General features: G+C 67.2%; 29 protein-coding genes. 13 read left to right on the top strand and 16 right to left on the bottom strand.

Annotated elements, in window-relative coordinates; translation table 11 throughout:
* Nucleotides 1–63 precede the first annotated feature (63 nt).
* The 13 genes from ACH0BU_RS09270 to ACH0BU_RS09210 all read right to left on the bottom strand — a co-directional run bounded on the left by ACH0BU_RS09270 (nt 64) and on the right by ACH0BU_RS09210 (nt 9,372).
* Complete coding sequence (locus ACH0BU_RS09270; protein ID WP_046409474.1) at nt 64–855, bottom strand: enoyl-CoA hydratase-related protein; 792 nt, start codon at nt 853–855, stop codon at nt 64–66.
* Nucleotides 848–2,329, bottom strand: a complete 1,482-nt coding sequence (locus tag ACH0BU_RS09265) for a carboxyl transferase domain-containing protein (protein ID WP_500263975.1) — start codon at nt 2,327–2,329, stop codon at nt 848–850. Before ACH0BU_RS09265 ends, ACH0BU_RS09270 begins: the two co-directional genes overlap by 8 nt.
* Before the next feature lie 149 nt (nt 2,330–2,478).
* Nucleotides 2,479–2,988: an MmcB family DNA repair protein gene (locus ACH0BU_RS09260; RefSeq protein WP_136450903.1), complete on the bottom strand. Its 510-nt coding sequence runs from the start codon at nt 2,986–2,988 to the stop codon at nt 2,479–2,481.
* 49 nt (nt 2,989–3,037) lie between these two features.
* Nucleotides 3,038–3,673, bottom strand: coding sequence for a cell wall hydrolase (locus ACH0BU_RS09255; protein ID WP_500263974.1), 636 nt, complete (start codon nt 3,671–3,673; stop codon nt 3,038–3,040).
* A 166-nt stretch (nt 3,674–3,839) separates the two neighbouring features.
* Nucleotides 3,840–4,166, bottom strand: coding sequence for a DUF1491 family protein (locus tag ACH0BU_RS09250; RefSeq protein ID WP_046409468.1), 327 nt, complete (start codon nt 4,164–4,166; stop codon nt 3,840–3,842).
* 4 nt (nt 4,167–4,170) lie between these two features.
* Nucleotides 4,171–4,623 (bottom strand): PaaI family thioesterase, encoded by a 453-nt coding sequence (locus tag ACH0BU_RS09245; protein ID WP_046409466.1) that lies wholly within the window; start codon nt 4,621–4,623, stop codon nt 4,171–4,173.
* The gene (locus tag ACH0BU_RS09240; protein WP_125945320.1) at nt 4,613–5,092 is read right to left on the bottom strand and encodes a PTS sugar transporter subunit IIA; all 480 of its coding nucleotides are present in this window, start codon (nt 5,090–5,092) and stop codon (nt 4,613–4,615) included. Before ACH0BU_RS09240 ends, ACH0BU_RS09245 begins: the two co-directional genes overlap by 11 nt.
* An 11-nt stretch (nt 5,093–5,103) precedes the next feature.
* Nucleotides 5,104–5,694: a ribosome hibernation-promoting factor, HPF/YfiA family gene (gene hpf / locus ACH0BU_RS09235; RefSeq protein ID WP_500263973.1), complete on the bottom strand. Its 591-nt coding sequence runs from the start codon at nt 5,692–5,694 to the stop codon at nt 5,104–5,106.
* Between the two features lie 51 nt (nt 5,695–5,745).
* A complete protein-coding gene (dnaQ, locus tag ACH0BU_RS09230; RefSeq protein WP_046409462.1) occupies nt 5,746–6,432 on the bottom strand; it encodes a DNA polymerase III subunit epsilon in 687 nt (228 codons plus the stop codon).
* A gap of 7 nt (nt 6,433–6,439) precedes the next feature.
* On the bottom strand, nt 6,440–7,033 hold the full coding sequence (coaE, locus tag ACH0BU_RS09225) for a dephospho-CoA kinase (protein WP_500263972.1): 594 nt from the start codon (nt 7,031–7,033) through the stop codon (nt 6,440–6,442).
* 51 nt (nt 7,034–7,084) lie between these two features.
* On the bottom strand, nt 7,085–7,906 hold the full coding sequence (gene aroE / locus ACH0BU_RS09220) for a shikimate dehydrogenase (protein ID WP_046409458.1): 822 nt from the start codon (nt 7,904–7,906) through the stop codon (nt 7,085–7,087).
* Entirely contained in the window at nt 7,903–8,493 is a 591-nt protein-coding gene (locus ACH0BU_RS09215) for a Maf family protein (protein ID WP_500263996.1), read from the bottom strand. The genes aroE and ACH0BU_RS09215 overlap by 4 nt, the downstream gene beginning before the upstream one ends.
* A gap of 45 nt (nt 8,494–8,538) precedes the next feature.
* Entirely contained in the window at nt 8,539–9,372 is an 834-nt protein-coding gene (locus ACH0BU_RS09210; protein WP_046409657.1) for a pyruvate, water dikinase regulatory protein, read from the bottom strand.
* A gap of 287 nt (nt 9,373–9,659) precedes the next feature.
* Here ACH0BU_RS09210 and hemE point away from each other — a divergent pair, with 287 nt between their 5' ends.
* The 12 genes from hemE (at nt 9,660) to ribA (ending at nt 20,221) form a co-directional block, all read left to right on the top strand.
* Nucleotides 9,660–10,721 carry a uroporphyrinogen decarboxylase gene (gene hemE, locus ACH0BU_RS09205; RefSeq protein WP_500263971.1) on the top strand — a complete coding sequence of 354 codons (1,062 nt, stop codon included), beginning with the start codon at nt 9,660–9,662 and terminating at the stop codon, nt 10,719–10,721.
* On the top strand, nt 10,721–11,179 hold the full coding sequence (locus ACH0BU_RS09200; RefSeq protein ID WP_046409455.1) for a HemJ family protein: 459 nt from the start codon (nt 10,721–10,723) through the stop codon (nt 11,177–11,179). Before hemE ends, ACH0BU_RS09200 begins: the two co-directional genes overlap by 1 nt.
* A gap of 240 nt (nt 11,180–11,419) precedes the next feature.
* A complete protein-coding gene (gene rho / locus ACH0BU_RS09195; RefSeq protein WP_046409453.1) occupies nt 11,420–12,676 on the top strand; it encodes a transcription termination factor Rho in 1,257 nt (418 codons plus the stop codon).
* A 307-nt stretch (nt 12,677–12,983) separates the two neighbouring features.
* Nucleotides 12,984–14,618 carry an ATP-binding protein gene (locus ACH0BU_RS09190; protein WP_500263970.1) on the top strand — a complete coding sequence of 545 codons (1,635 nt, stop codon included), beginning with the start codon at nt 12,984–12,986 and terminating at the stop codon, nt 14,616–14,618.
* Nucleotides 14,615–15,190, top strand: a complete 576-nt coding sequence (locus ACH0BU_RS09185; protein ID WP_500263969.1) for a response regulator transcription factor — start codon at nt 14,615–14,617, stop codon at nt 15,188–15,190. Before ACH0BU_RS09190 ends, ACH0BU_RS09185 begins: the two co-directional genes overlap by 4 nt.
* A gap of 35 nt (nt 15,191–15,225) precedes the next feature.
* A complete protein-coding gene (locus ACH0BU_RS09180) occupies nt 15,226–15,573 on the top strand; it encodes a hypothetical protein (RefSeq protein ID WP_500263968.1) in 348 nt (115 codons plus the stop codon).
* 77 nt (nt 15,574–15,650) lie between these two features.
* Nucleotides 15,651–16,001 (top strand): hypothetical protein, encoded by a 351-nt coding sequence (locus ACH0BU_RS09175; protein ID WP_496001611.1) that lies wholly within the window; start codon nt 15,651–15,653, stop codon nt 15,999–16,001.
* Nucleotides 16,002–16,026: 25 nt separating this feature from the next.
* Entirely contained in the window at nt 16,027–16,521 is a 495-nt protein-coding gene (locus tag ACH0BU_RS09170; protein WP_500263967.1) for an RES family NAD+ phosphorylase, read from the top strand.
* A 151-nt stretch (nt 16,522–16,672) separates the two neighbouring features.
* Nucleotides 16,673–17,410 (top strand): YjbE family putative metal transport protein, encoded by a 738-nt coding sequence (locus ACH0BU_RS09165; RefSeq protein ID WP_496001755.1) that lies wholly within the window; start codon nt 16,673–16,675, stop codon nt 17,408–17,410.
* Nucleotides 17,411–17,504: 94 nt separating this feature from the next.
* Nucleotides 17,505–18,113: a LolA family protein gene (locus ACH0BU_RS09160; protein WP_046409447.1), complete on the top strand. Its 609-nt coding sequence runs from the start codon at nt 17,505–17,507 to the stop codon at nt 18,111–18,113.
* A gap of 264 nt (nt 18,114–18,377) precedes the next feature.
* Entirely contained in the window at nt 18,378–19,160 is a 783-nt protein-coding gene (locus tag ACH0BU_RS09155) for an exodeoxyribonuclease III (protein WP_500263966.1), read from the top strand.
* Entirely contained in the window at nt 19,157–20,221 is a 1,065-nt protein-coding gene (gene ribA, locus ACH0BU_RS09150; RefSeq protein ID WP_136450912.1) for a GTP cyclohydrolase II, read from the top strand. Before ACH0BU_RS09155 ends, ribA begins: the two co-directional genes overlap by 4 nt.
* A 36-nt stretch (nt 20,222–20,257) precedes the next feature.
* Here ribA and ACH0BU_RS09145 read toward each other — a convergent pair whose 3' ends face one another.
* The gene (locus ACH0BU_RS09145) at nt 20,258–20,938 is read right to left on the bottom strand and encodes an HAD family hydrolase (protein WP_500263965.1); all 681 of its coding nucleotides are present in this window, start codon (nt 20,936–20,938) and stop codon (nt 20,258–20,260) included.
* Entirely contained in the window at nt 20,935–21,612 is a 678-nt protein-coding gene (locus ACH0BU_RS09140) for a YggS family pyridoxal phosphate-dependent enzyme (RefSeq protein WP_136451069.1), read from the bottom strand. The genes ACH0BU_RS09145 and ACH0BU_RS09140 overlap by 4 nt, the downstream gene beginning before the upstream one ends.
* Before the next feature lie 76 nt (nt 21,613–21,688).
* On the opposite strand from ACH0BU_RS09140, the gene ACH0BU_RS09135 reads away from it, so the two are divergent.
* On the top strand, nt 21,689–22,165 hold the full coding sequence (locus ACH0BU_RS09135) for a thiamine phosphate synthase (RefSeq protein WP_136450914.1): 477 nt from the start codon (nt 21,689–21,691) through the stop codon (nt 22,163–22,165).
* A 39-nt stretch (nt 22,166–22,204) separates the two neighbouring features.
* Here ACH0BU_RS09135 and ACH0BU_RS09130 read toward each other — a convergent pair whose 3' ends face one another.
* Nucleotides 22,205–22,912 (bottom strand): porin, encoded by a 708-nt coding sequence (locus tag ACH0BU_RS09130; RefSeq protein WP_241212585.1) that lies wholly within the window; start codon nt 22,910–22,912, stop codon nt 22,205–22,207.
* Nucleotides 22,913–23,059: the final 147 nt, after the last annotated feature.

Raw genomic sequence — 23,059 nt, 5'->3', positions numbered from 1 at the left:
TTCCGATGCTCAACGCACCGGAACGCCATGGATGTTCACTGCGGCACGGCGGCCGCCAACGGTTCACCGCCCCTTGAACACGGGCTTGCGCTTTTCGAGGAAGCTCATGCCGCCCTCGCGCGAATCCTCCGATCCGCCCGCCAGCCGCTGGCCCTCGGCCTCGGCGCGCAGCACCTGGTCGAACGTGCCGTCGAGCGCCGTCATGATGTTGCGGCGCATCGCCGACAGCGCGACCGTCGGGCCGGCCGCCAGGCGCGTCGCCAGCGCCAGCGCCTCGTCCATCAGCACGGCATCATCGACCGCCTTGTAGATCAGGCCCCATTGCTCGGCCTGCTCGGCGCTGATCCGCTCGCCCAGCATCATCATCTGAGTCGCGCGCGCCTTGCCGATCGTCTTGGCCAGCAGCCAGGTCGAACCGCCGTCGGGCACGAGGCCGATGTTGACGAACGCCTGCAGGAAATAGGCGCTCTTGCCCGCGAACACGAAGTCACCGGCCAGGCCCATGGAGCAGCCGACGCCCGCCGCCGGACCGTTCACTGCGGTCACCACCGGCACCGACAGGTTCAGGATCTGGCTCATCAGCGGGTTGTAGAAGTTCATCAATGCCCGGTGGCTGGTGTCGCCGCCCTTGATGCGGGTTTCCCCGCCGCCGCGCGCCTGCAGGTCGGCACCCGAACAGAATGCCCGGCCCCCGCCGGTCAGCAGCACGGCGCGCGCCCCCTGAAGATCGTACAGCGCGACCGTCAGATCCTCCGCCAGCTGGATCGACGCCGCGTTCAGCCGCTCGGGACGGTTGAGCGTGATGACCAGGACGTCGCCCTTCTTTTCGGTCAGGATCGTTTCGTAATCAGCCATTTCGGTCTCTCTCCTTCAATGTCCCGCTCCCCTGGGGATCCGGGTGTGGCAGTGATCTGCCGGAACCTTGCGCATCATGGCGCGCCAGCGCCAGTGCGATCGCGCCCCGCGTATCGGCGGGGCGGATCACCGCATCGACGATGCCTGACGCTACGGCATTGACCGGATCAGCGATGCTGGCGGCATAGTCACGCACTTTCTCGCGTGTCGCCGCATCATCACCGTGGCGCAGCAGCAGCCGCGCGGCGCCAGCGGCGTTCATCGCGGCGATCTCCGCGGTCGGCCAGGCGAAGCGCGCGCCGCCCGCGCCGCGCGGCGCCATCATCAGCCACGCCGGCCCGGTTGCCCGCCGCGTGACGACGGTGATCACCGGCACGTCGGCACGCGCAACCGTCGCCAGCAGCGCCGCGCCCGCCGCGACGATCCCGCCCGCCTCCTCCTGCGCGCCCGGCATCAACCCGGGCGAATCAACAAGCGTCACGATCGGCAACCGGCAGGTGGCACATAGCGCCGCCAGCCGCGTCGCCTTGGCGATGCCGGCACGGTCGATCACCCCGCCCGCCACGATCGGCTGGTTCGCCATGATGCCGATGCTGCGGCCACCAATGCGGGCGATCCCGCACAGCATCCCGCCGCCACGATCGGGCTGAAGCTCGAGCCACGCGCGATCATCGCAGATCGCCTGCACCAGTTCGCGCATGTCATAGGGTTCGGCCGGATCCGCCGGCACCAGCGTATCGAGATGCGCCGCGACCCGGGTGGCTGGATCAACCGATGGTGCGACGTCGCGCACCAACAAGCCAATCGCCATCCGCGCGGCGAACAGCAGCTCGATCTCATCGGCAAAGATGCGATCCGCAATCCCGCTGGTGGTTGCGTGGAGCATCGCCCCGCCCAGCGCCTCCGCCGTCGCCAATTCGCCGGTGGCGTCGCGCAGCACGTCGGGCCCCGACACATACAGCCGGCTCGCGCGCTCCAGCATGAAGGTGAGATGCGCCATCGCCGGGGCGAAGGCTGCCGCGCCGATCGCATCGCCGAACACCAGCGCCAGATGCGGCACACGCCGGCGGCCGCCATTCGCCAATGCGTGAAGGATCGTCGCCTGTCCGGCCAGCGCCGCCTGCGCCTCGTCCAGCGCGAGCCCGCCCGAATCATACAGGCCGACGACCGGCGCCTGCGCCGCCTGCGCCCGCGCCAGCAATTCTGCCATGTGCGCGGCCTGATCGGCAGTGGCGATCCCGCCCTGGTCGGTCACGTCCTGCGCAAAGGCCATCACGCGCTGCCCGCCGACCAGCCCGGCGGCGGTGATCACGCCCGCGCCGACCGCGATCGGCATCATCGTGCCCTCATCGAACAGGGTGTCGAGCCGCTCGCACGCGGCCAGCCGGTGCCGCTCATGCTGCGCCGCTGCGGCGGCAAGGTGCGCCCGCAGCGGATCGGGGGGCCGGTGCCCCTCCCCCGCCGCCCCGCTCATGACGCCCCCTCGCTCATCGCAAATGTCCTGCGCCGTCACGGCGGTGGAGGCAAATGACGAATCCGTCAGGGGGCAACAGCAACGCTATGCCGTGTATGGCTACCAGCCGGGCGCCGTGTGCGGCTTACCAGCCTGGAACCGCGGCTGGCCTACCAGCCCTGGATCGCGTCGGGATCGACCTGGGCGATCAGCCGCCGCGCCGCGCGCCGGGCAAAGGCGAGCGTGCATTTCTTGCGCCCATGGGTGCTCATCGCCTCGGTCTTGGCCTCGCGCACCACCGCCGCGTCATAACGATCGGCGACGATCAGCCCGGTACGCTCGGGCAGGAAGGCGGGGCCAGCAATCGGGCCGTGATCGAACCCCGCCGGCACCGCCCAGAAGAAGCGGTCGCAATGCGGCAGATATTCCTGCCACTTGTTGTCGCCAAGCAGGTCGGCGCGCGACACCTTGATCTCGATGATCGTGATCTGGCCGCGCACGTCGAGCGCCATCAGGTCGACGCGCCGCCCGCCGTCCAGCGGCACCTCGGGCATGGCGACAAGTTCGTGGCGCAGCAGCAATCGCGTCACCCCGCGCGCCACATCGGCGGCGCACAGCGGCGAATCGGGATCGTCAACGCAAGAAGCGGGCGTGGTCAGCACGCCCGCTTCATAGAACATTGCAGGAACAATGAGAAGGGCTCAGCCCGCAATCGGCATCAACGGCGGCTCAGCGCCAGAAGATGTGGTTGCCGATCGACGCGACCTTCTTCAGCCCCGATGCGGGCGGACGGCCACGGTTGAAATACAGCGCCGGACCGGCCTGATCGTCCCATGCGTCGTTCAGCGCGACCTTCGCCACCGCGACGGCGGTACGATAGGCCTTGCTGTCCTCGTTGATCGACGGGATGCGGCCGCCACGCACGAAGCCGAACTGGCCACGCTGCGTGATCACGTCACAGACGTCCGAGGGGAAACGGCCCGACTTGGCGCGGTTCAGGATGACCTCGGCCACTGCCAGCTGGCCCGACAGCGGCTCACCGCGGGTTTCGAAGTAGATCGCACCGGCCAGGCACTGCAGCGCCTCATCGTCGCCATCATGGGTCGACTGGGCAGCCACGGCGGCGGCAAGCGACGGATATGCAACCGTTTCCTCGTTCGCGAGTTCATCATCGGCGAGGTCGGTAGGATTGGGAACCTGTACCGTCGTCGGCGTGAAAACCGTCGCGGTCATCGGTGCGGTAGCGTTCGGCTGGGGGAGCATGTGCTCAACCTCGGCAGCCAGTCCGGCCGTGCTCTGCGCAGTCAGGCCGAAAAAGGTGATCGTCATGGCTGCGGCAAGCGCGGCCCGCGAAAGAAACGACATCTTCTACATTCAAGTGCGGTGGTTACGCGGACACGACCGGGTTTCCGTGGAAACAGCGATCGACCGGGACCCCCCCGACTGCGTCACCGATGTGGATCGCACCCACCGCGGCACAACGCTTTGAAACTATGCTGGCGGGATTTGCCCCGGCCGCGCGGCGAGTCAATCAAGCCAGGATCGTTTCAGCGGCGAACCGTTGTGAGTCCGCGACGTCCAGAGCCACTACCCATAGATCGGGATCGCGCTGGCGCCGCCGTTTCCAATAATCCTCGATCGACTCGTCCCGCGTCGCGCCGGGCCCGCTCTCGACCAGAATGTCCCCGCCATCGGGCCCGATCGCGCGTTCGACGACGGTGTTTTCGCGCTCCAGGATGATCAGGATCGCGCCGGCATCGGCATCCCCGCGCGCCCGCACGACGGCGATTCCCCCCGCATCGTTGACGCGGCGGATCAGCGCCGCGACCAGCAGATGGGTGGGCAGGCGGCGTGTCATAGGGTCAGGCGCTGCGATAACCGGGCAGGCTGGCCAGCGCGATTCGGCTGCGCATGAAGGTGCCGGTGCCGCGCGCGACTTCCTCGCCATCCGCCGTGATCAGGCGCGCGTCCCCGACGAACACGCGCCGCTGGCCGTTGACCCAGCGCCCTTCGGCGACCACCGGCCCCGCCGACAGCGGGCGGGTCAGCAGCAGGTTGAACTGCGTGGTCAGCAGGAAACGATCGGTGATCAGGCTGTTGCAGGCATAGAAGGCCGCATCGTCCAGCATCTTGAAATAGGTCGTGCCATGCGCCGCGCCGGCGGCATGGTAATGATCGCGCGTCACCTCGAAACTGATCCGCGCCACGCCGGGCTCGGGAATCGACAGGGTGGACGCGAACAGGCGGTTGATCGGCGCCGCCGCATAAAGCGATTCCAGCGCGCGATGATGCGCCTCGGCGCCTTCAGGCTGCATCCCGGCCCATCCCCGGCTCGTCCGCCGTCAGCAGGGCGTAGATCGCATCGCGCGATCCCGCGCCGCGCAGCTTGGCGACGAAGCCATGGTCGCGGAACCGGCCGGAAACACGCGCCAGCGCCTTCAGATGATCCGCCCCCGCGCTCGCGGGGGACAGCATCCCGACGACGATGTCGACCGGCATGTCGTCGATCGCGTTGAACTCGATCGGCTGCGCCAGCCGCGCGACGATCACCACGATGCGCGACAGCCCCGGCAGCCGCGCATGCGGGATCGCCACGCCGCCGCCAAAGCCGGTCGAGCCCAGCTTCTCACGCTCGGCGAGCGCATTGGTTACCATGCTGGGATCCAGCCCCAGCGGCGGGCCGGCAAGCGCGCCCAGCTGCTGGAACAGGATCTTCTTGTTGTTCGCCATCACCCCGACCACGACCAGGTCGGGGTGGAGGAGGTCACTCAAATCGCTCGCCATCGTAGTCGGCGTTACCCCGCTCGTTGCGGCTCGACCCAGCCGATCGTGCCGTCGCCGCGCCGATAGACCATGTTGTACGAGCCCGTCCCGCTGTTCTTGAACAAAAGCGCATTGGTGTTGCGCAGGTCGAGCATCATCACCGCGTCGGACACGGTCGCATCGGGCACGTCCACGCGCGTTTCGGCGATGATCAGCGGGGCGTCCTGTTCCTCGTCCTCGCCCATCCGCTCGGCGAACAGCGTGTACCCGGCATTGTCCAGATTGTCGTAGGCGCCATTCTCCGCCAGCGCCTGCGCCTGCCCGGCGTTGCGGTCCTTCAGCCGGCGCATGTAGCGGCGCAGCTGCTTCTCGATCTTCTCCGCCGCACCGTCAAAGGCGAGGTGCGCGTCCGGCGCGTCATGCCGGCCCTTCAGCACCAGTCCCTGCATGACATGCGCGACGATGTCGCAACTGAACCCGCCATTGGGTCCCTGGCCAAATGTCACCTGCGCCGAAATCGCGCGACTGAAATATTTCTCGGCCATGCCTTGCAGCCGAGTGTCGACATGATCCTTCAGCGCATCACCCGTTTCCACCTGGTGACCAGATACCCGGATTTCCATCGACTCATTCTCCATTGCTGGCCCGGCGTGCTTGCGCCGGTGCGTTGGGCGTCAACCGGACGCCGCGGCCCCCCAGATCGGATTCTTGATCTTTGTCATGAACGCTGAATGGGCGGTAAGTTCCGCATCGCTGGGTGCGAAATGCCGCGGGGCGCGCACCGGGCGCGGCGGAGCGTCGGCGACGGCCACCTCCTCCACCACCAGATCGCTGACCAGCGACAGGCCGATCTGCCGCCCGCCCATCAGCTCGACATAGACCTGCGCCAGCAGTTGCGCGTCGAGCAATGCGCCGTGCAGCACGCGGTGCGACCGGTCGATGCCATAGCGCGAGCACAAGGCGTCCAGCGTCAGCTTCGCGCCGGGATGGCGCTGCTTGGCGATCGCCAGCGTGTCGACCATCCGGCTGGTGCAAATCAGGTCGCGCCCGCACCGCCCCAGTTCGCCATTGAGAAAGCCGAAGTCGAACGAGGCATTGTGCGCGATCAGCGGCGCATCGCCGACAAAGGCGATCAGCTCCTCCGCCACCGCGGGGAACAGCGGCTTGTCGGCGAGAAACGCGTCGGACAGGCCGTGGATCGCGAACGCGCCCGGCGGCATCGTGCGCTCGGGATGGAAATAGGCGTGAAAGGTGCGCCCCGTTTCGCAGCGGTTGATCAGCTCGACACAGCCGATCTCGACCATCCGGTCCTCGCCAAAGGTGAAGCCGGTGGTTTCGGTGTCGAAGACGATTTCGCGCATGCGCTGATTATCGGACTTCCACCTCGTTCAGGCAAGCGATCACCCGGCGAACATGGCTACGTGTTTCCTCGATGGGGACGTCAGTCGGGATGACGAAATCGGCCTGCGCGCGCTTGTCGGCGTCGGGCACCTGCCGCGCCAGGATCGCGTCGAGCTTCGCTTCCGACATGCCCGGCCGCTGCAAGGTTCGGGCGCGCTGCACCTCGGGGGCGGCGGAAACGACCACCACCTTGTCCATCGCGCGCTGCCCGCCGGTCTCGAACAACAGCGGCACGTCGAAGATGACCATCGGCGCATCGGCATTGGCCGCCAGGAACGCCGCCCGCTCCTCCCCCACCGCCGGGTGGACGATCGCCTCCAGCGCCTTCATCGCCGCATCGTCGCCAAGCACCGCCTCGGCGAGCGCGGTGCGATTGACCCCCTGCGCGCCTGTCGTGCCGGGAAAACGCGCCTCGATCGCGGCAACGACGCGGCCGGCCGGCCCCTGCAGCTTGTGCACCTCGGCATCGGCATCGAACACGGGAATGCCTTCGTCGGCAAACATCGCCGCGACGGTGGACTTGCCCATGCCGATCGATCCGGTGAGCCCCACTTTCAGCATTCCCTTTTCTCCCCTCATCGCCCGCCCGTGCGGCGGCGCTTCATCGTGCCGTCAGGCGTCGCCGCCGATCAGCCGCGCGCGCAATTCGGCGTCATGCTCGCGCGGCGCCGGCTGGTCGAAGAACAATTCGAACGCCGCCGCCGCCTGCCCGACCAGCATTTCCAGCCCGTCGATCGTCTCCAGCCCGCGCGCCTCGGCCGCATCGAGCAATGGCGTGTGCAGCGGCGCATAGACGATGTCATAGACCAGCGCGTCGGCGGGGAGCGGCAGCAGGTCGAGGTCGAGCGGCGGCTGCCCCTCCATCCCCAGCGCGCTGGTGTTGACCAGCAGCTTCGCCGCCGGCAGCCGCCCGGTCAGCGGCAGCACCTCGCCCTTCAACCCGAACCGGCTCAGCAACGCCGCTGCCTTCAGTGGCGAACGGTTAAGGATCGTCACCGGTCCGACGTTCATCCGCGACAGCGCGAACAGCACCGCGCGCGCCGCCCCGCCCGCGCCGACGATCGCCACCGGCGCGCCGGTCAGGTCGACGTCGGCGATCGGCGCATAGAAACCCGCGGCATCGGTATTGGTCCCGAACAGCGTGTCCGGCCCCTGCCGCACCACCGTGTTCATCGCCCCGATGCTATCGCGCACCCCGCCAGGGTCATCGACCAGGTCGAGCATCGCCACCTTGTGCGGGATGGTCACGTTGCACCCGCGCCACGCCGGATCGGCGCGCCGCTCGGCAATGAAGCGCGGCAGGTCATCGCTGGTGACGCGCGTCGCGCGATACTCGGCGTCGATCCCCAGCTTCTCGAGCCAGAAGCCGTGGATGATCGGCGACTTGGAATGGGCGATCGGATCCCCGATCACTTCGGCATAGGGCCTGGTCATGCCGGCAACACGCTCCGTTCACGCAAGTAAGAGAGGACCGGCAACAGGGGCATGCCCAGCACGGTGAACTGGCTGCCCTCGATCCGGCTGAACAATTGCGCGCCCGGCCCCTCGATCCGGTAGCAGCCGACGCAGCCCGCAATCGCCGGCCATTCGGCGTCGAGATAGGTGTCGATAAAGGCCTCGGACAGCGGCCGCACCATCATCCGCGCACGATCGACATGGCGCCACACCGGCCGGCCGCCCTCGGCAATCACCGCCGCGCTGACGAGGTCGTGGCGCTTGCCCGACATCATCGCCAGGTGGCGCGCAGCGTCCTCGCGGCTTTCCGGCTTGGACAGGATCGTGCCATCCTCCAGCACCGCCAGGCTATCCGACCCCAGCACCAGTGCCTGCGGATGGCGCTGCGACACTTTCAGCGCCTTCATCTCGGCCAGCGCATCGGCCAGGTCGCGCGGGGCGATCGCGCCCAGCGCCGCCTTGGCGGCATCCTCGTCCACCATCGCCGGCTCGGCGTGGAACGGCACGCCGGCGGCGGTCAGCATCGCCATGCGCGAGGCGGATTGGGAGGCAAGCACAAGCGTCAGCGCGCTCGAACCGGGGGCAGCAGGCGTCACGGCGTCTTTATTCCTTCAGCGTTCCATCATGCCGGTGCCGCCCGCGCGCTCGTTGAACAAGGAAATGACGGCGGCGGCCGTTTCCTCGATCGAGCGGCGGGTGACGTCGATCACCGGCCAGCCATGGTCGGCGAACATGCGCCGGGCATAGCTCAGCTCGTGGATCACCGCTTCCTGATCGACATAGGATGTCTCGGGCGCCTGGTTCAGCGACAGCAAGCGGTTGCGCCGCACCTGGATCAGCCGGTCGGGGCTGGTGGTCAGCCCGACGATCAGCGGGTTCTTCAGCGTGAACAGGCTCGCGGGCGGCGGGCTTTCCACCACGATCGGGATATTGGCGACCTTGAACCCGCGATTGGCGAGATAGATCGACGTCGGCGTCTTGGACGATCGCGAGACGCCGGCCAGCACGATGTCGGCGTCCTCCCATTCCTCCCACAGGACGCCATCGTCATGCGCAATGGTGAACTGGATCGCATCGACGCGCGCAAAATAGGCCGCGTCCAGCACGTGCTGGCGCCCCGGCTTGTTCTTGGCCTGCTGCCCGAGCAGCGCGGACAATGCGTCGTTGACCGGATCGAGCGGCGCGACCAGCGGCAGGCCCAGCGACTGGCAGCGCTGCTCCAGCGCGCGGCGCGTCGCCGGATTGACCAGCGTGTAGATCACCAGCCCTGGGTTCTGCGCGATTTCCTGCAGGATGCGGTCGAGATGCGCCTCGGTGCGCACCATCGGCCAGAAATGGCGGACGGTTTCCACGTCGTCATATTGCGAGAGCGCCGCCTTGGCGATGTTCTCCAGCGTCTCGCCGGTGGAATCCGACAAAAGGTGCAGATGCAGCTTAACCGTCATCGGCATGAATCTGTGGATAACATGGGGATAAGCGGTAGCGTAACCGGCGCGTCCGGCCAAGCGGGACACCGGATCGTGGAAAACCGATCATCTATCCACAATCCCGTCCACGCCGGATGGTTTCCCCCACAGGCTGTGGATAATGGGGACAGCTGAATCGAATCCCCGGGAGTCCGCGACTCTGCGTGGGTCAACCTGTTGGCAATCAGGGGACGAACGCATAAGCCCCGGCACCAACGCGCCAACATCATCTCACAACCCTGTGAATCTTACTTTTGAGTAGAAGCATGGACGCCCAAACCGATTCCAAACCGCTGTTGGATGTCCTGAAAGGGCAGCGCCGCGCGCGGCCACCGATGTGGCTCATGCGCCAGGCGGGCCGCTATTTGCCCGAATATCGCGCGCTCCGGGCCGAAAAGGGCGGATTCCTCGCGCTCGCCACCGATCCGGAGGCAGCCGCCGAGGTGACTCTGCAACCGATCCGCCGCTTCGGCTTCGACGGCGCGATCCTCTTCTCCGACATCCTGATGGTGCCCTGGGCGCTCGGCCAGGACCTGACCTTCGGGCCGGGGGAGGGCCCGCGCCTCACGCCGCGGCTGGTGGATCATGCGCTCGCTTCGCTGCAACCGGTGCCCGAACGGCTTGCCCCGGTGTACGCCACCGTGCGCCGCGTCGCCGCCGCGCTGCCCGCCGAAACCACCTTCCTCGGCTTTGCTGGCTCGCCCTGGACGGTCGCGACCTACATGGTCGCCGGGCAGGGCAGCCGCGACCAGGCCGAAACGCGCAGCATGGCCTATCGCGATCCCACCGCGTTCGGCGCGATCATCGATGCGATCATCGCCAGCACGGTCGATTATCTCGCGGCGCAGATCGACGCCGGGGTGGAGGCGGTGCAGCTGTTCGACAGCTGGGCCGGCACGCTCTCGCCCGCACAGTTCGAACGCTGGGTCATCGCGCCCAATGCCGCGATCGTCTCGGCGCTTAAGGCGCGCCATCCCGACACGCCGATCATCGGCTTTCCGAAGGGGGCAGGGGGCAAGTTGCCGGCCTATGCCCGCGAGACGGGCGTCGATGCGTTGGGGCTCGATGAAACCGTCGATCCGGCCTGGGCCGACGCCAACCTGCCCGAGATGCTGCCGGTACAGGGCAATCTCGATCCGCTCGCGCTCATCGCCGGGGGCGCAGCGCTCGATTCAGCGGTCGACCGCATCCTTGCGGCCTTTCCCCACCGTCCGCATATTTTCAACCTCGGCCACGGCATCGATCAGCACACGCCGATCGCGCATGTCGAGCAGGTGATCGCCAGGGTACGCGGATCAGAGGCAGGCGGGTCGGGAGCGCACGGCTGATGGGTGTAGGATTTCTCGGCGAATACTACCTTTGGGTGAAGGCCGCGCACGTCATCTTCGTCATCTTCTGGATGGCGGGGCTGTTCATCCTGCCGCGCTATCTGGTCCATCATCAGGATGGCCTCGGCGACCCCGTTGAGGAGGACCGCTGGAAGCTGCGCGAAGGCCGCCTGCGCCGCATCATCCTGACGCCTGCAATGATCGCCGTCTGGGTCATCGGCCTCGCGCTGGCGATCAACATCGGCCTGCTGGTGACGATCCAGGGCCTCGCCTGGCTCCATGCCAAGCTGTTCGTCGTCTATCTGCTGACCGGCTATCAGGCGGTCATGGTCGGCTATGCCAAGAAGCTTGCCGTGGGGAAGGCACCCTGGCCCGGCCGCCGGCTGCGGATGATGAACGAGGTGCCTGCGCTGGCCGTCATCATCATCGTGATTCTGGCGGTGGTGAAGCCCTTCTGAGCGCCCTCGCGTGACATCTGGCCGGCGGCGGCCGGAATCAGGCCGTTTGTCGCCCGGATACAGGCCGGGCGCGGTGTGATGGAGGCCGCAGGACGCGCTTGACTATCCCCTGACGCGCTCCTACGTCGCGGCTTACGGTGTGGCCTTTCGGCCCGCTGCCTCCTTGCAGTCTCGTTGCCGCGCGAACGTCTTTTCCGCCGACCGGGCTTTCTCCCCAACCGATTCACATCGGACTCAAACATGCATCTCAAAGATCTCAAGAAGAAAGCCCCGGCAGAGCTGGTCCAGCTGGCCGAGGAGCTTGGCGTCGAGGGCGCCTCCACCCTGCGCAAGCAGGACCTGATGTTCGCGATCCTCAAGGTCCAGGCCGAGGAAGGCGAGCAGATCATGGGCGAGGGCACGATCGAGGTGCTCCCCGACGGCTTCGGCTTCCTGCGCTCGCCAGAGGCGAACTATCTCGCCGGTCCCGACGACATCTACGTCTCGCCTAACCAGGTCCGCAAGCATGGCCTGCGCACCGGCGACACGGTCGAGGGCGAGATCCGCGGGCCCAAGGACGGCGAACGCTATTTCGCGCTGACCAAGCTGGTTCGCGTCAATTTCGATGATCCCGACGCGGTGCGTCACCGCGTCAACTTCGACAATCTCACCCCGCTCTATCCCGAAGAGCGGCTGAAGATGGAGATCGAGGATCCGACGCTGAAGGACAAGACGGGCCGCGTGCTCGACCTCGTCTCGCCGATCGGCAAGGGTCAGCGCTGCCTCATCGTTGCCCCGCCGCGCGTCGGCAAGACGGTGATGATGCAGAACATCGCCCGCGCGATCTCGCTCAACCATCCCGAAGTGTTCCTGATCGTGCTGCTGATCGACGAGCGCCCGGAAGAAGTCACCGACATGCAGCGCACGGTGAACGGCGAGGTCGTGTCCTCGACCTTCGACGAGCCGGCGACGCGCCACGTCGCGGTGGCCGAAATGGTGATCGAAAAGGCCAAGCGCCTGGTTGAGCACAAGAAGGACGTGGTGATCCTGCTCGACAACATCACCCGCCTCGGCCGCGCCTACAACACGGTCGTGCCGTCGTCGGGCAAGGTGCTGACCGGCGGTGTCGACGCGAATGCCCTGCAGCGTCCGAAGCGCTTCTTCGGCGCCGCACGCAACATCGAGGAAGGCGGCAGCCTCACCATCATCTCGACCTCGCTGATCGACACCGGCAGCCGCATGGACGAGGTGATCTTCGAAGAGTTCAAGGGTACCGGCAACGCCGAAATCGTGCTCGACCGCAAGGTTTCGGACAAGCGCATCTTCCCGGCGATCGACGTATCGAAGAGCGGCACCCGCAAGGAAGAGCTGCTGGTCGAGAAGGACAAGCTCAGCAAGATGTGGGTACTGCGCCGCATCCTCATGCAGATGGGCACCGTCGATGCGATGGAATTCCTCCTCGGCAAGATGAAGGATTCCAAGACCAACGAGGATTTCTTCGCCAGCATGAACCAGTAAGGCTTCCGTCAGGGCGGGGCGGCAGGCGCCTGTCGGCCGCCCGTCCTGGTTGCGAGATTACAGGTGCCGTGCGCCAGCCTCCGACCGAACATGTCGGTGTGGCGCGGTGCCGCTCCCCCTCGGCACCGCGCCCGCGGATACGCGCCCTCCCCCTGTTGGCGACGCGCCTCCACCACATGAAGCGAGCATGCCGCGCCATTCAGCGCTGATGCGCGTCGGACACCATCCGGGAAAAACCCGGTAAGACGCTCATCTCCGGGAATTTTCCGGGTGGCGAACCGCTCGCTGCCGGCGCAAGGCAAGGGCAATGGCAAGCCGCTTGCTCTCCTTCGCGCCGGGTGACAGGCGCGCCCCGGTGCTGGCAGGCCTGCATCCCACCGCGTCGCGCCTGCGCACCGATGCGCTGCTTCTCGCCCTCTACGCGGCCGGGTTCCTCCTGGCCCATGCCATCGCGGTTCGCTGGGGTGGCGATGGCTATTATTCGCTATGGTTCCCTGCCGCCGGCCTGCGCTTCGCGTTGCTCTGGCGGGCAGGGGTGCGTTTCACCCTGCCGGTCGCGGCGGTCGAGCTTGCAGCCAATCTCGCGACGGGCGCGGTCGTTCTTCGCGGCGAGGACTGGGCCTTGGTGGTGCTGAGCGTCATCCGCCCGGCGCTGGCCTATGGCTTGGCGATCTATGCCGTCCAGTGGCTGACCCGCGGGGCAAAGGCGGATGACGCCTTTTTTGCGCCGCCGATGCCGTTTGCGCTGGCGAGCGTGGCTGCGCCGTTCGCGGCCGCCCTTGCCGCCCTGCCGCAGGCGCTGTTGCGGCCTGAGCTGACCGGGGTGGCGGACGTGCGCGGCGTCGTGCTGTCGCTCAGCGCCTTCACCATTGGTGATCTTCTTGGCGTGCTGCTGGTCGCGCCTCCCTTGCTCTGGGTGGCCGACGCCGTGCTCGCGCCGAGCGCGCGTCCGGTGCGACGACCGTCGCCTGCTCTGTTGGTCGAGGCCTTCGGGGTGTTGCTGGCAGGGCTGGGCGTGGCCGGCGGTCTCGCGTGGATCGGCCTTGGTCTGCAGCCGGCGCCGGCGCTGGTAGCGATTGCCTGGGTTGGCCTGCGGTTCGGGCGTGTGGCGGCCTGGGCGGCGCTGCTGTGCGTGGCGGCGATCGTCCTGCCGCTCTCGGCCGGCGCGATGGACACCGGCGATCGGTTGCAACTCCACCTCGGCCTCGCGACGATTGCGGTCGCGGGATATCTCGCCGGCAGCTTCGCCGACGCGCAGATCCAGGCGCGCGAGGATCTCGCCAGGCGTGATCGGCTGCTCTTCCAGGCCGAGCGCCTGAAGACGCTGCGCGCCATGTCGGTCGCGGTGATCCACGAAATCTCGCAGCCGCTGTCGACGCTGTCGATCGAGGCGCGGCATCTGCATGAATCCGCACAGGGCGCCTCCCCGGAGGTCGAGAAAACCGCGGCGCTAATTCATGCCAAGGCGACGCAATTGTCCGATCTGGTGCGCCGCCTGCGCCGCTACGGCGGCCGTGCCGTCGATCAACCAACCCCGCTGCCGCTCACCGCGCTCTTCGACAGCGTCCTGCCGCTCGCCGGCCCGGAGGTTACCGCCCTGGGCGCGAGGATCACCATTGAGCCGCTGGACGCGGACATCCTGATCGAGGGACAGGAGGTCGAGCTTGCCCAGGCACTGGTCAATCTGGTCCGCAACGCCGCTCAGGCTTGCGGCCGGGGCGGGGAGGTGGTGCTGTCCGCGCGCAAGGAGGGTGCGATGGCCATCATCACCGTCGCAAACCGGCATCGCGCCGACCTGCCGCCGCAGCCCGGCATGGGGGTCGGCACGCTGGTCGCCCGTGCGATCCTCGAGGCACATGGCGGCACGCTGACCCGCGAGACGGGCAGCGATGCGATGGTGCGCGCGACCATCACCTTGCCGCTGATCGGAGATCCGGAATGAAGGAAACGCCGGTCTATGTCGTCGATGATGACGCTGATCTCGGCGCCAGCGTGGCGCGCCTGCTCGGTCGGCACGGTTTTGCTGCGCAGGCGTTTGTCGATCCCGCCGCGCTGCTGGGCCTCTATGCCGCGGCACCTGCCCAATGCATCGTGACCGACGTGATGATGGGTGATCTCGACGGCTTTGCCTTTGCCGATCGCGTGCGCGCGATTGATCCGGCGACGTCGATCGTCTTCATGACCGCCTGGCCGACCACCGCCAACGCCGTTGATTCCGTGCGCCGCTATGGCGGGCTCGATTATCTGGAAAAGCCGATCGACGAGGATCGCCTGGTCGCGGCCGTGGCCGAGGGGGTGGGTTGGAGCCGCCAGCGCCGCGAGACCCACGCGCGGACCGCACAGCTGACCGCGCGTGAGCGTCAGGTGTTCGACCTGCTGGTGCTGGGCCACCCCAACAAGGTGATCGCCGACCAGCTCGGCCTGTCGCCCAAGACGATCGAGGATCATCGCGCTGCCGTGATGGCCAAGACCGGGGTCAACGGCCTCGCGCAGCTGATCGCGCTGACCCGATGACCAGATCCGTCACGTCATTCGGCGGAGACGCCACGATGGACGACCAGCTCGTCGAACTCGCCATCCTTGGCATCCTGGCCGAGCGGTCGGAGGTCTATCCGCCGTATCTCGTCAGTGAACTGCGCCGTCGTGCGCCGATGCTGCGCGTAGAACGCGTCGGCACGGTGCTGGAGCGGCTGTGGCGGGAACGGCGCGTGGCCCGGCTGTGGCACCGCTATCTGCTTCCTGACCGCGTGCCGACGGTGCGCGCACGCTGGCTGTCGATGATCGAGCATAGTCGCACGAGCCGCGCCGCGCGTGAGGCGGCGGGCGCCGCTTATGATGATGGTCAGGCGCTGCTGCAGACATGGGATGGCTGGCGCATCGGGGCGGTGGACGCCTGACCGGCCCCTGCCCGAAATCTCCCGGTTCATTGAACCGAAGCACGTTAGGATGCATATATGAGGCAAGGAGTGCACTCATGCTTGCCGCTTTCCTCGACGACATCCGCGATCAGGACCTGATTGCCCCCCGCCGCATGGCGGAGCGGCTGCGCCTGCCTATGTCGCGTCTGGCGAAGCTGGCACATCTGAACCGCAACACCATGGCGGCCCGTCCCGACAGCCCCGCCGTGCAGACAAAGCTGGGCGAGATTGCCCGCATCATCGCGCGCGCCGCGGAACTGGCGGGCGACGAGGGCAGGGCGATCATCTGGTTCAAGCATCAGCCGATCGCCGGCTTCGGCAAGACGGCGGAGGAACTGGTGGAGGCCGGCCATGCCGATGCGGTCATGTGGACGCTCGAAAGCATGGATCAGGGCAGCTACGCCTGATCTCGCCCGGGCGATCGGACGCTCCGTGCCGCACCAGCCGCTTCTGCCGCTCACCGGACGCTTCTGGCGCATGCTGGGGGTCCGGTGGCAGCGGCGCCCCTATGACAGCGGATCGCATCTGACCGGTGGCCGCTGGAACCCGGTCGGCACGCCGGCGCTGTATCTGTCAGCGGATTACAACACCGCGATTCAGGAGATGCACCAGGATCTGGTGCGTCCCGGAACGCTCGTCGCCTTTGACGTCGCGGCGGATTCGATCGCTGATCTCGGTGACGCAGATCCGGCCATCACCCTTGCCTTGTGGCGGCAGATCTACATGATCGATCGCAAGACGCCGCCAAGCTGGGCGCTCGCGAGCAAGCTGATCGCCGAAGAGGCGCAAGGCGCGCTGGTTCCCTCGGCGCAGCATCGCGGTGGCCGTAACCTTGTGTTGTGGCGCTGGCACGACGCGACCGTCGCAGGAGAGGGCGCTCGCCTCACCCTGCTCGATCCGGAGCGCGCGCTGACCGGGCGTGACTGACGCCAAGCGCGGCTTTGTTCGTCCGCGACGTGCGGAGTGCCTCCTGATCGGCGGATATCAGCCGACGCTGGCGGACGCTGTTGCGCTGGGATAACGACGTGGCGCAACCGGGGCGGTTCAGGACCGTTCCACCACCAGCCATGCCGGAGCCATTGCGTTGATCCTCACTCTTCTTGCTCAAGCGGCTGCTGCCATACAGGGGCCCGGCTCGCTGGGTGACATCTGGCAGCATATCCTTGCCGATTTCTCGAACCTGTCCGAGCCTGCGGCGCTGGCCGCCTTCGGTCAGGTGCTGATGATCGATCTGGTGCTGGCCGGCGACAATGCGGTCGTCGTCGGGGCGCTCGCCGCGGGCCTGCCCGCCGAACAGCGCAAGAAGGTCATCCTGATCGGCATTATCGCCGCCCTCGTGCTGCGCATCGCCTTTGCGCTGGTGGTGACATGGCTGATGGGGATCGTCGGCCTGATCTTTGCCGGCGGCCTGCTGCTCTTATGGGTCAGCTGGAAATTCTGGCGTGAATTACGGGCCGATTCGCACATCAACGCAGGCTCGGAAGAGATCGAGGGCGACGAGCGGTCGGGCCTCGCGCCCGCGCGGTCGTTCGCGTCGGCCGCCTGGGCGGTTGCCATTGCCGACGTGTCGATGAGCCTCGACAACGTTCTCGCCGTCGCGGGTGCCGCGCGCGAGCATCCCGGCATCCTCGTCGTTGGCCTGATCCTGTCGGTCGCGCTGATGGGGTTGGCCGCGAATTTCATCGCCCGCATCATCGGCCGCTATCGCTGGATCGCCTATATCGGCCTCGCCGTGATCGTCTTCGTTGCGTTCAAGATGATCTACGAAGGCTGGGTCGGCACGGGCGAGACGGTCGGCATCATCACCCTGTTCTGAGCCGCGATCGCTTCGGCTGACGGGAACCGGAGGGGGTTCACCACGCGTTCAACCCCTCCGGCCGATACGCCGCGCAGTGACCAACGGGAGAGTCATGGTGAAATTTGTGGTGCCATTTGCTGTTGCGGTCGTCATCGCTGCGCCCGCAGCCGCGCAATCGGGTGATCTGGCGCAGGTCCAGAACCATCTGCGCGCGGTCAACACGATGACGGCGAATTTCACGCAGACCGACCGCGCCGGCAAGACGGTCACCGGCACGCTGTCGCTCAAGAAGCCGGGCAAGATCCGCTTCCAATATGAAAAGAGCGTACCGATCCTGGTCGTCGGCGATGGCAAGGCGCTGACCTTCATCGACTATTCGGTGCGTCAGGTGCAGCGCTGGCCGATCACCAATTCGCCGCTCGGCGTGCTGATCAACCCGGATCGCGATATCAGCCGTTATGCCAAGGTGATCCCGGGCGCGGACCCCCGCGTGCTGTCGGTGGAGGGCTATGACCCCAAACACCCTGAATATGGTCGTATCACCATGGTCTTCGCGCGCGACGCGTCAGCCCCGGGTGGGCTCATGCTGCAGGGCTGGGTGACGCTCGACAGCCAGGGTAATCGCACGACTATCCGGCTCGATAATCAGCGCTTCAACGTGCCGGTGAGCGATGGAACGTTCCGCTGGAACGATCCACGGAGGACCAGCCCGCGCAGCTGATTGATTTAGATAGATTCCGTTCATCTAGGCGACAGGTATGTGATTCTAGAACATGAGGTGCGGATGTGGGGCGATCCGGGATTTTCCCCCTGTTGCCCGGACAATGTTCCACACTCCCCCTGCGTGACGAACGCCAGGTCGGCCCTCGCTCCATGCCCCCGGAGCGAGGGCCTTTCCTTTTCCGCGGGTTCTACTCTCGCGGCGCGCTACGGGGTATCGGCCGATCGGTTGTGAGCGGCGCAGCCTCCCGCTACAGCCACTGGCGTGAAGATCGTCAGCTGGAACATCAATTCGGTTCGCTTCCGCCTCGACATTGTCGAGCAATTCCTTCGGGAGGCGGCGCCAGACATCCTGTGCCTTCAGGAAACCAAGGTCATCGATGCGGATTTCCCCGCCGCCAGCTTCCGCGCGCTGGGCTATGATCATGTCCTGATCCACGGCCAGCGAATGCATCACGGCGTCGCGATCATCAGCCGCGTGCCGCTGGCCGAGGACGATCGTTTAGATTGGCAGGCCAATCGCGAGGCCCGGCATATCGGCGTTCGCCTGCCCAACGGGGTACGGCTGGAAAATGTCTATGTGCCGGCCGGCGGCGACGTACCCGACCGGGAGGTGAACCCGAAGTTCGGCCAGAAGCTCGATTTCGTGCAGCGCATGACCGAATGGTCCGCCTCGCTCAACTGCCCAACTATCCTGACCGGCGATTTCAACATCGCGCCGCTGCCGTCCGACGTGTGGAGCCACAAGGCATTGCTCAAGGTGGTCAGCCATACCCCGGTGGAGGTCGAGGCGCTCGGCCGGCTGCAGCAATCCAACAGCTGGGTCGATCTTGGCCGGCATTTCTACCCCGCCCCGGCGCGGCTCCATACCTGGTGGAGCTATCGCTCGCCCGACTGGACCAAGAATGATCGCGGCCGGCGCCTCGATCACATGTGGGCGACCAGCGACGTGGCTGAGGCGGCACGATCGCATCAGGTGTTCGAGGCGTGCCGCAGCTGGCTCAAGCCTTCCGATCACGTACCGATCATGACGGAGTTCGACTTTTGACCGGCGCGCGCCAGCCCGATCCCAAGGCGGCGGCGCGGGCGATTGACGCCCTCCGACGCGGGTGGCCGATCCGTATCGGTGCGCTTGCGCTTCTGCCGATCGAAACTGCCGATCCGCTGCGGCTGGAGGCCTTCGATCCCACGGCTGAGGCGCCCGTGCTGCTCTCCGCTGGCCGTGCGGAGACGCTGAAGCTCGCCAATCAGCGCGAGGCTGCCGTGCCCGACGCGCCGGTGCTGGTCGATCGTGCGCCATGGATTGATTTTGCCGGCGGCACTGCGCTGGCCGATCCGCAGCTTGATCTCGCGACGCCGCTGAAAGGGCCGTTCCGTGCAATCGAGGTGGTCTCCCCCGACGACGCACGCGCGGCGCTGCGGCTCGCGCGGGTCGCGGGGATGCTGCCGGCCTTCTTCGTCCGCCCGGATGGCCCGGCCGAGGTCACGCTGACCGCAGCAGATATCGATGCGCACGAGGACGCGATACGCCTCAGCATCGCCGCGCGCGCCCGCCTGCCGGTCGCCCATGCCGAAGATGCCGAGATCGTCGCCTTCCGCACACCGGAGGGGCCGGGCGAACACGTCGCGCTGCTGATCGGCGCGCCCAACGGTCAGCCGCCGCTGGTGCGGCTGCACAGCGAATGCCTGACGGGCGACGCGCTGGGCAGCCTGAAATGCGATTGCGGGCCACAGCTCGACGCCGCGTTGAAGGCGATCGCTCAGGCCGGCTGGGGCATCCTCTTGTACCTGCGGCAGGAGGGGCGGGGAATCGGCCTCGTCAACAAGCTGCGCGCCTATGCGCTGCAGGATCAGGGCTTCGACACGGTCGACGCCAATACCCGTCTGGGTTTTGCGATCGACGCGCGGGATTTCGGCGTTGCGGCGCGGATGCTCGACCTGCTCGGCCAGCGCGACATCCGGCTGCTGACCAACAACCCCGGCAAGGTGCAGGGGCTGGAGGCGCATGGCATCAATGTGGTGGAGCGGGTGCCGCATTTCCTGCCGACCAACCCGCACAACGAGCATTATCTCGCCACCAAGCGCGACCGGACCGGCCACCAGCTCTGACCGATATGGGGTGGGCGCGCCGCGGTGCTGGCGGGGTTACGCGCTCGCCGGCAGGCCGAGCGCGCGGCGGACGCCCTCGAAATCGTGCGCGATCGTGTGGACGCCAATCTTGCGCAGCCGCTCGTCATGCCCAAGCGCGCAATGACTGCCGGCGCACAGGCCGATCACATGTGCACCGCTGGCAACCGCGCCGGTGGCCCCGACGGGCGAATCCTCCAGGATCACGCAGCGTTCGATCGGCACGCCCAGCTGCGCCGCGCCATGCAAATACAGGTCAGGCGCCGGCTTGCCGCGGGTGACATGCTCTCCCCCGGAATATAGATGATCGCCGAACACGTCTTCCAACCCCAGGTGCCGCAGGTGCGTGCTGATCCACCGTGTCGAGCTGGACGAGACGACCGCCTTGGGCAGATCGGCCGGCAGCGATCGAACAAAGGCAACCCCCCCGACCACCTCTTCGACGCCTTCCAGCAGGACGCGCTCATTCTCGGCCAGACGCGCCTCGTTCCAATTGCCGGGCAGCGGGCCGCCGATGAAATCCTCCACACGGTTGAGGAAGTCCTGACCGGCCAGCCCCATGAAGCGGGCCATCGATTCCTCCGGCGTGATCGGGTGGCCGTTCGCGGTCAGGAAGTCGGCGATATGCTTGTTGCCGAGAAACTCGCTCTCGATCAGCACGCCATCGAAATCGAACAGCAGCGCGTCGAACTCGATCATGCGGCCGCTTCCGGCTGGGTGCGGGCGCCGAACAGCGCCGACCCGATACGCACATGGGTGGCGCCGATCATCACCGCTGTCTCGAAATCATCCGACATCCCCATGCTGAGGCCCGTTAGTCCTTCCTCACGCGCCAGCTTCGCCAAGAGCGCGAAATAAGGCGCGGCATCGACCCCGACCGGGGGAATGCACATCAACCCGGCGACCGGCAGGTCCGCCTGCCGCGCCTCGGCAAGCAGCGCGGGCAGGTCGTCGATCGCGCACCCGCCCTTTTGCGGCTCCTCGCCAATATTCACCTGAACGAAGCAGGGCAGACGACGATCCTGCGCATCCATCGCGCGGCCCAGCGCGCCGACCAGTGAGGGCCGATCGACGGCGTGGATCACGTCGGCCAGCGCCACGGCATCGGCCGCCTTGTTCGATTGCAGCTGGCCGATCAGGTGCAGCGTGACGTCGGGAAATTGCTCGCGCAGCGCCGGCCATTTGGCGGCCGCCTCCTGCACCCTGTTCTCACCGAAATGGCGCTGGCCGGCCTCCAGCAGTGGCACGATGGCCTCGGCCCCATGCGTCTTGGAAACGGCGATCAGCGTCACATCGCTCGCCCTGCGGCGGGCGAGCTTGGCGGCGTGCGCGATGCGGGTGGTGATCGCGGCGAGACGGTCGTCGGCGTGCATCGCCCGCGCTATAGGCAGGCGGATGCCGCGCCGCCAGCCTGTCCCGACCACCCGGCCGATTCCCAGCATCTGGTTGATGACGGACGAGCGGATGGGGAAGCGGCTGTGGCACGCCGTCCAACGCCTGCCGCGCGGGGCAGGGATCGTCTTTCGCCATCATCGCACCCCGCTGGCGCAGCGGCGGCGGCTGTTCGCCCGCCTGCTGCGGCTGGCGCGGTCGCGCGGGCTTGTACTGGTGCGCGCCGGCGAGGTGGCATTGCCGGGCGAGATGGGGGTGCATCGCGGCACGTCCGGGGCGTTCGTCACCTGGCCGGTCCATAATCGGCACGAAGCACGCGCCGCGCGCCGCGCTGGCGCTGCAATCGCCTTCGTATCGCCGGTCTTCGCCACGCGCTCCCACCCGGGCGCGCGGGGGTTGGGGATGGCGCGTGCGGCAGCGCTCGCCCGCGCCTTGCCGATGCGGCGGATCGCGCTTGGCGGCATGGACGCGCGCCGTTTCCGACAAAGCGCTAATTTCGATGGCTGGGCGGCGATCGACGCCTGGCTGGACTGATCAGCGAGTCATCGCGACGTAACCCACGCCGCGCGATCGTCAGAAGCGGAAGGCGGTGCCCAGGTAGACGGCCTGGCTGTCGCGGCGATCGTCGTTGAAGCGGGCGAGCCGCTCACGTTCCGACTTGTAGCGCACGCCGGCGGTCAGATCGATGTTGCGGGTCAGCGAATAGGAGCCGCCCACATCCAGCGAGTAGCTCGGCGCTTCCTCGACCATCTGCGTCGCGGTGCCCGGCAGCGGACGATCCGCCGCTGCCTTCACCCGGCCGGTGAAGCGCGGCATCGAATAGCTGACCGACAGATCGGCCGCCTCGCGGCTGCCCGGCTGCCCGGCCAGATCGATCTTCGCCACGTCACCCGTCACGGCGAACCGCTTCCAGCCCACCGATACGCCAAGGTTGTAGGCGACCGGCACCAGGCCGACGGTCGGCGCGGCCGCGGTGGTCCGCGCGGCATCGGCAACCTGCGTCGAGCGGGCACGCACCGCCACGGTCACCGGGCGGTTGCCCTGACGATTCTCGGACGGGGTGAAACGGAACTGGCCATCGGCAAGGCCGCTGCGCGCAAAGGCGGCGGCAAGGCGCGGATCGGCCGCGGCAGGCGTAAAGCCACCCACCGAACGGGTCGCCGACGGGCGCTTGGTCGTGGTGCGATCAAGCTCGGACGCACCCATCGCCGGCGCAACGACGAGCGCCGAGGCGACAAGCGCCACGACAGACCCACCAATTAGCGCACGAACAGCGATCACGAATCCCTCCGACCCTTGCAACGCAACTAACACGATTCGTTCGCACGCCGCCATGCTGGCTTGTTGCTTTTGGGACGAGTGTTGCACGCTTTCCACACTATGCGCGACGAATGGACCGGGCGATGCGTCGGTTCCGTGAACTTGCGG

The organism is Sphingomonas olei, from assembly GCF_045369765.1.
GTDB lineage: Bacteria > Pseudomonadota > Alphaproteobacteria > Sphingomonadales > Sphingomonadaceae > Sphingomonas > Sphingomonas panaciterrae.
This window is presented reverse-complemented; position numbering and strand designations above follow the sequence as displayed.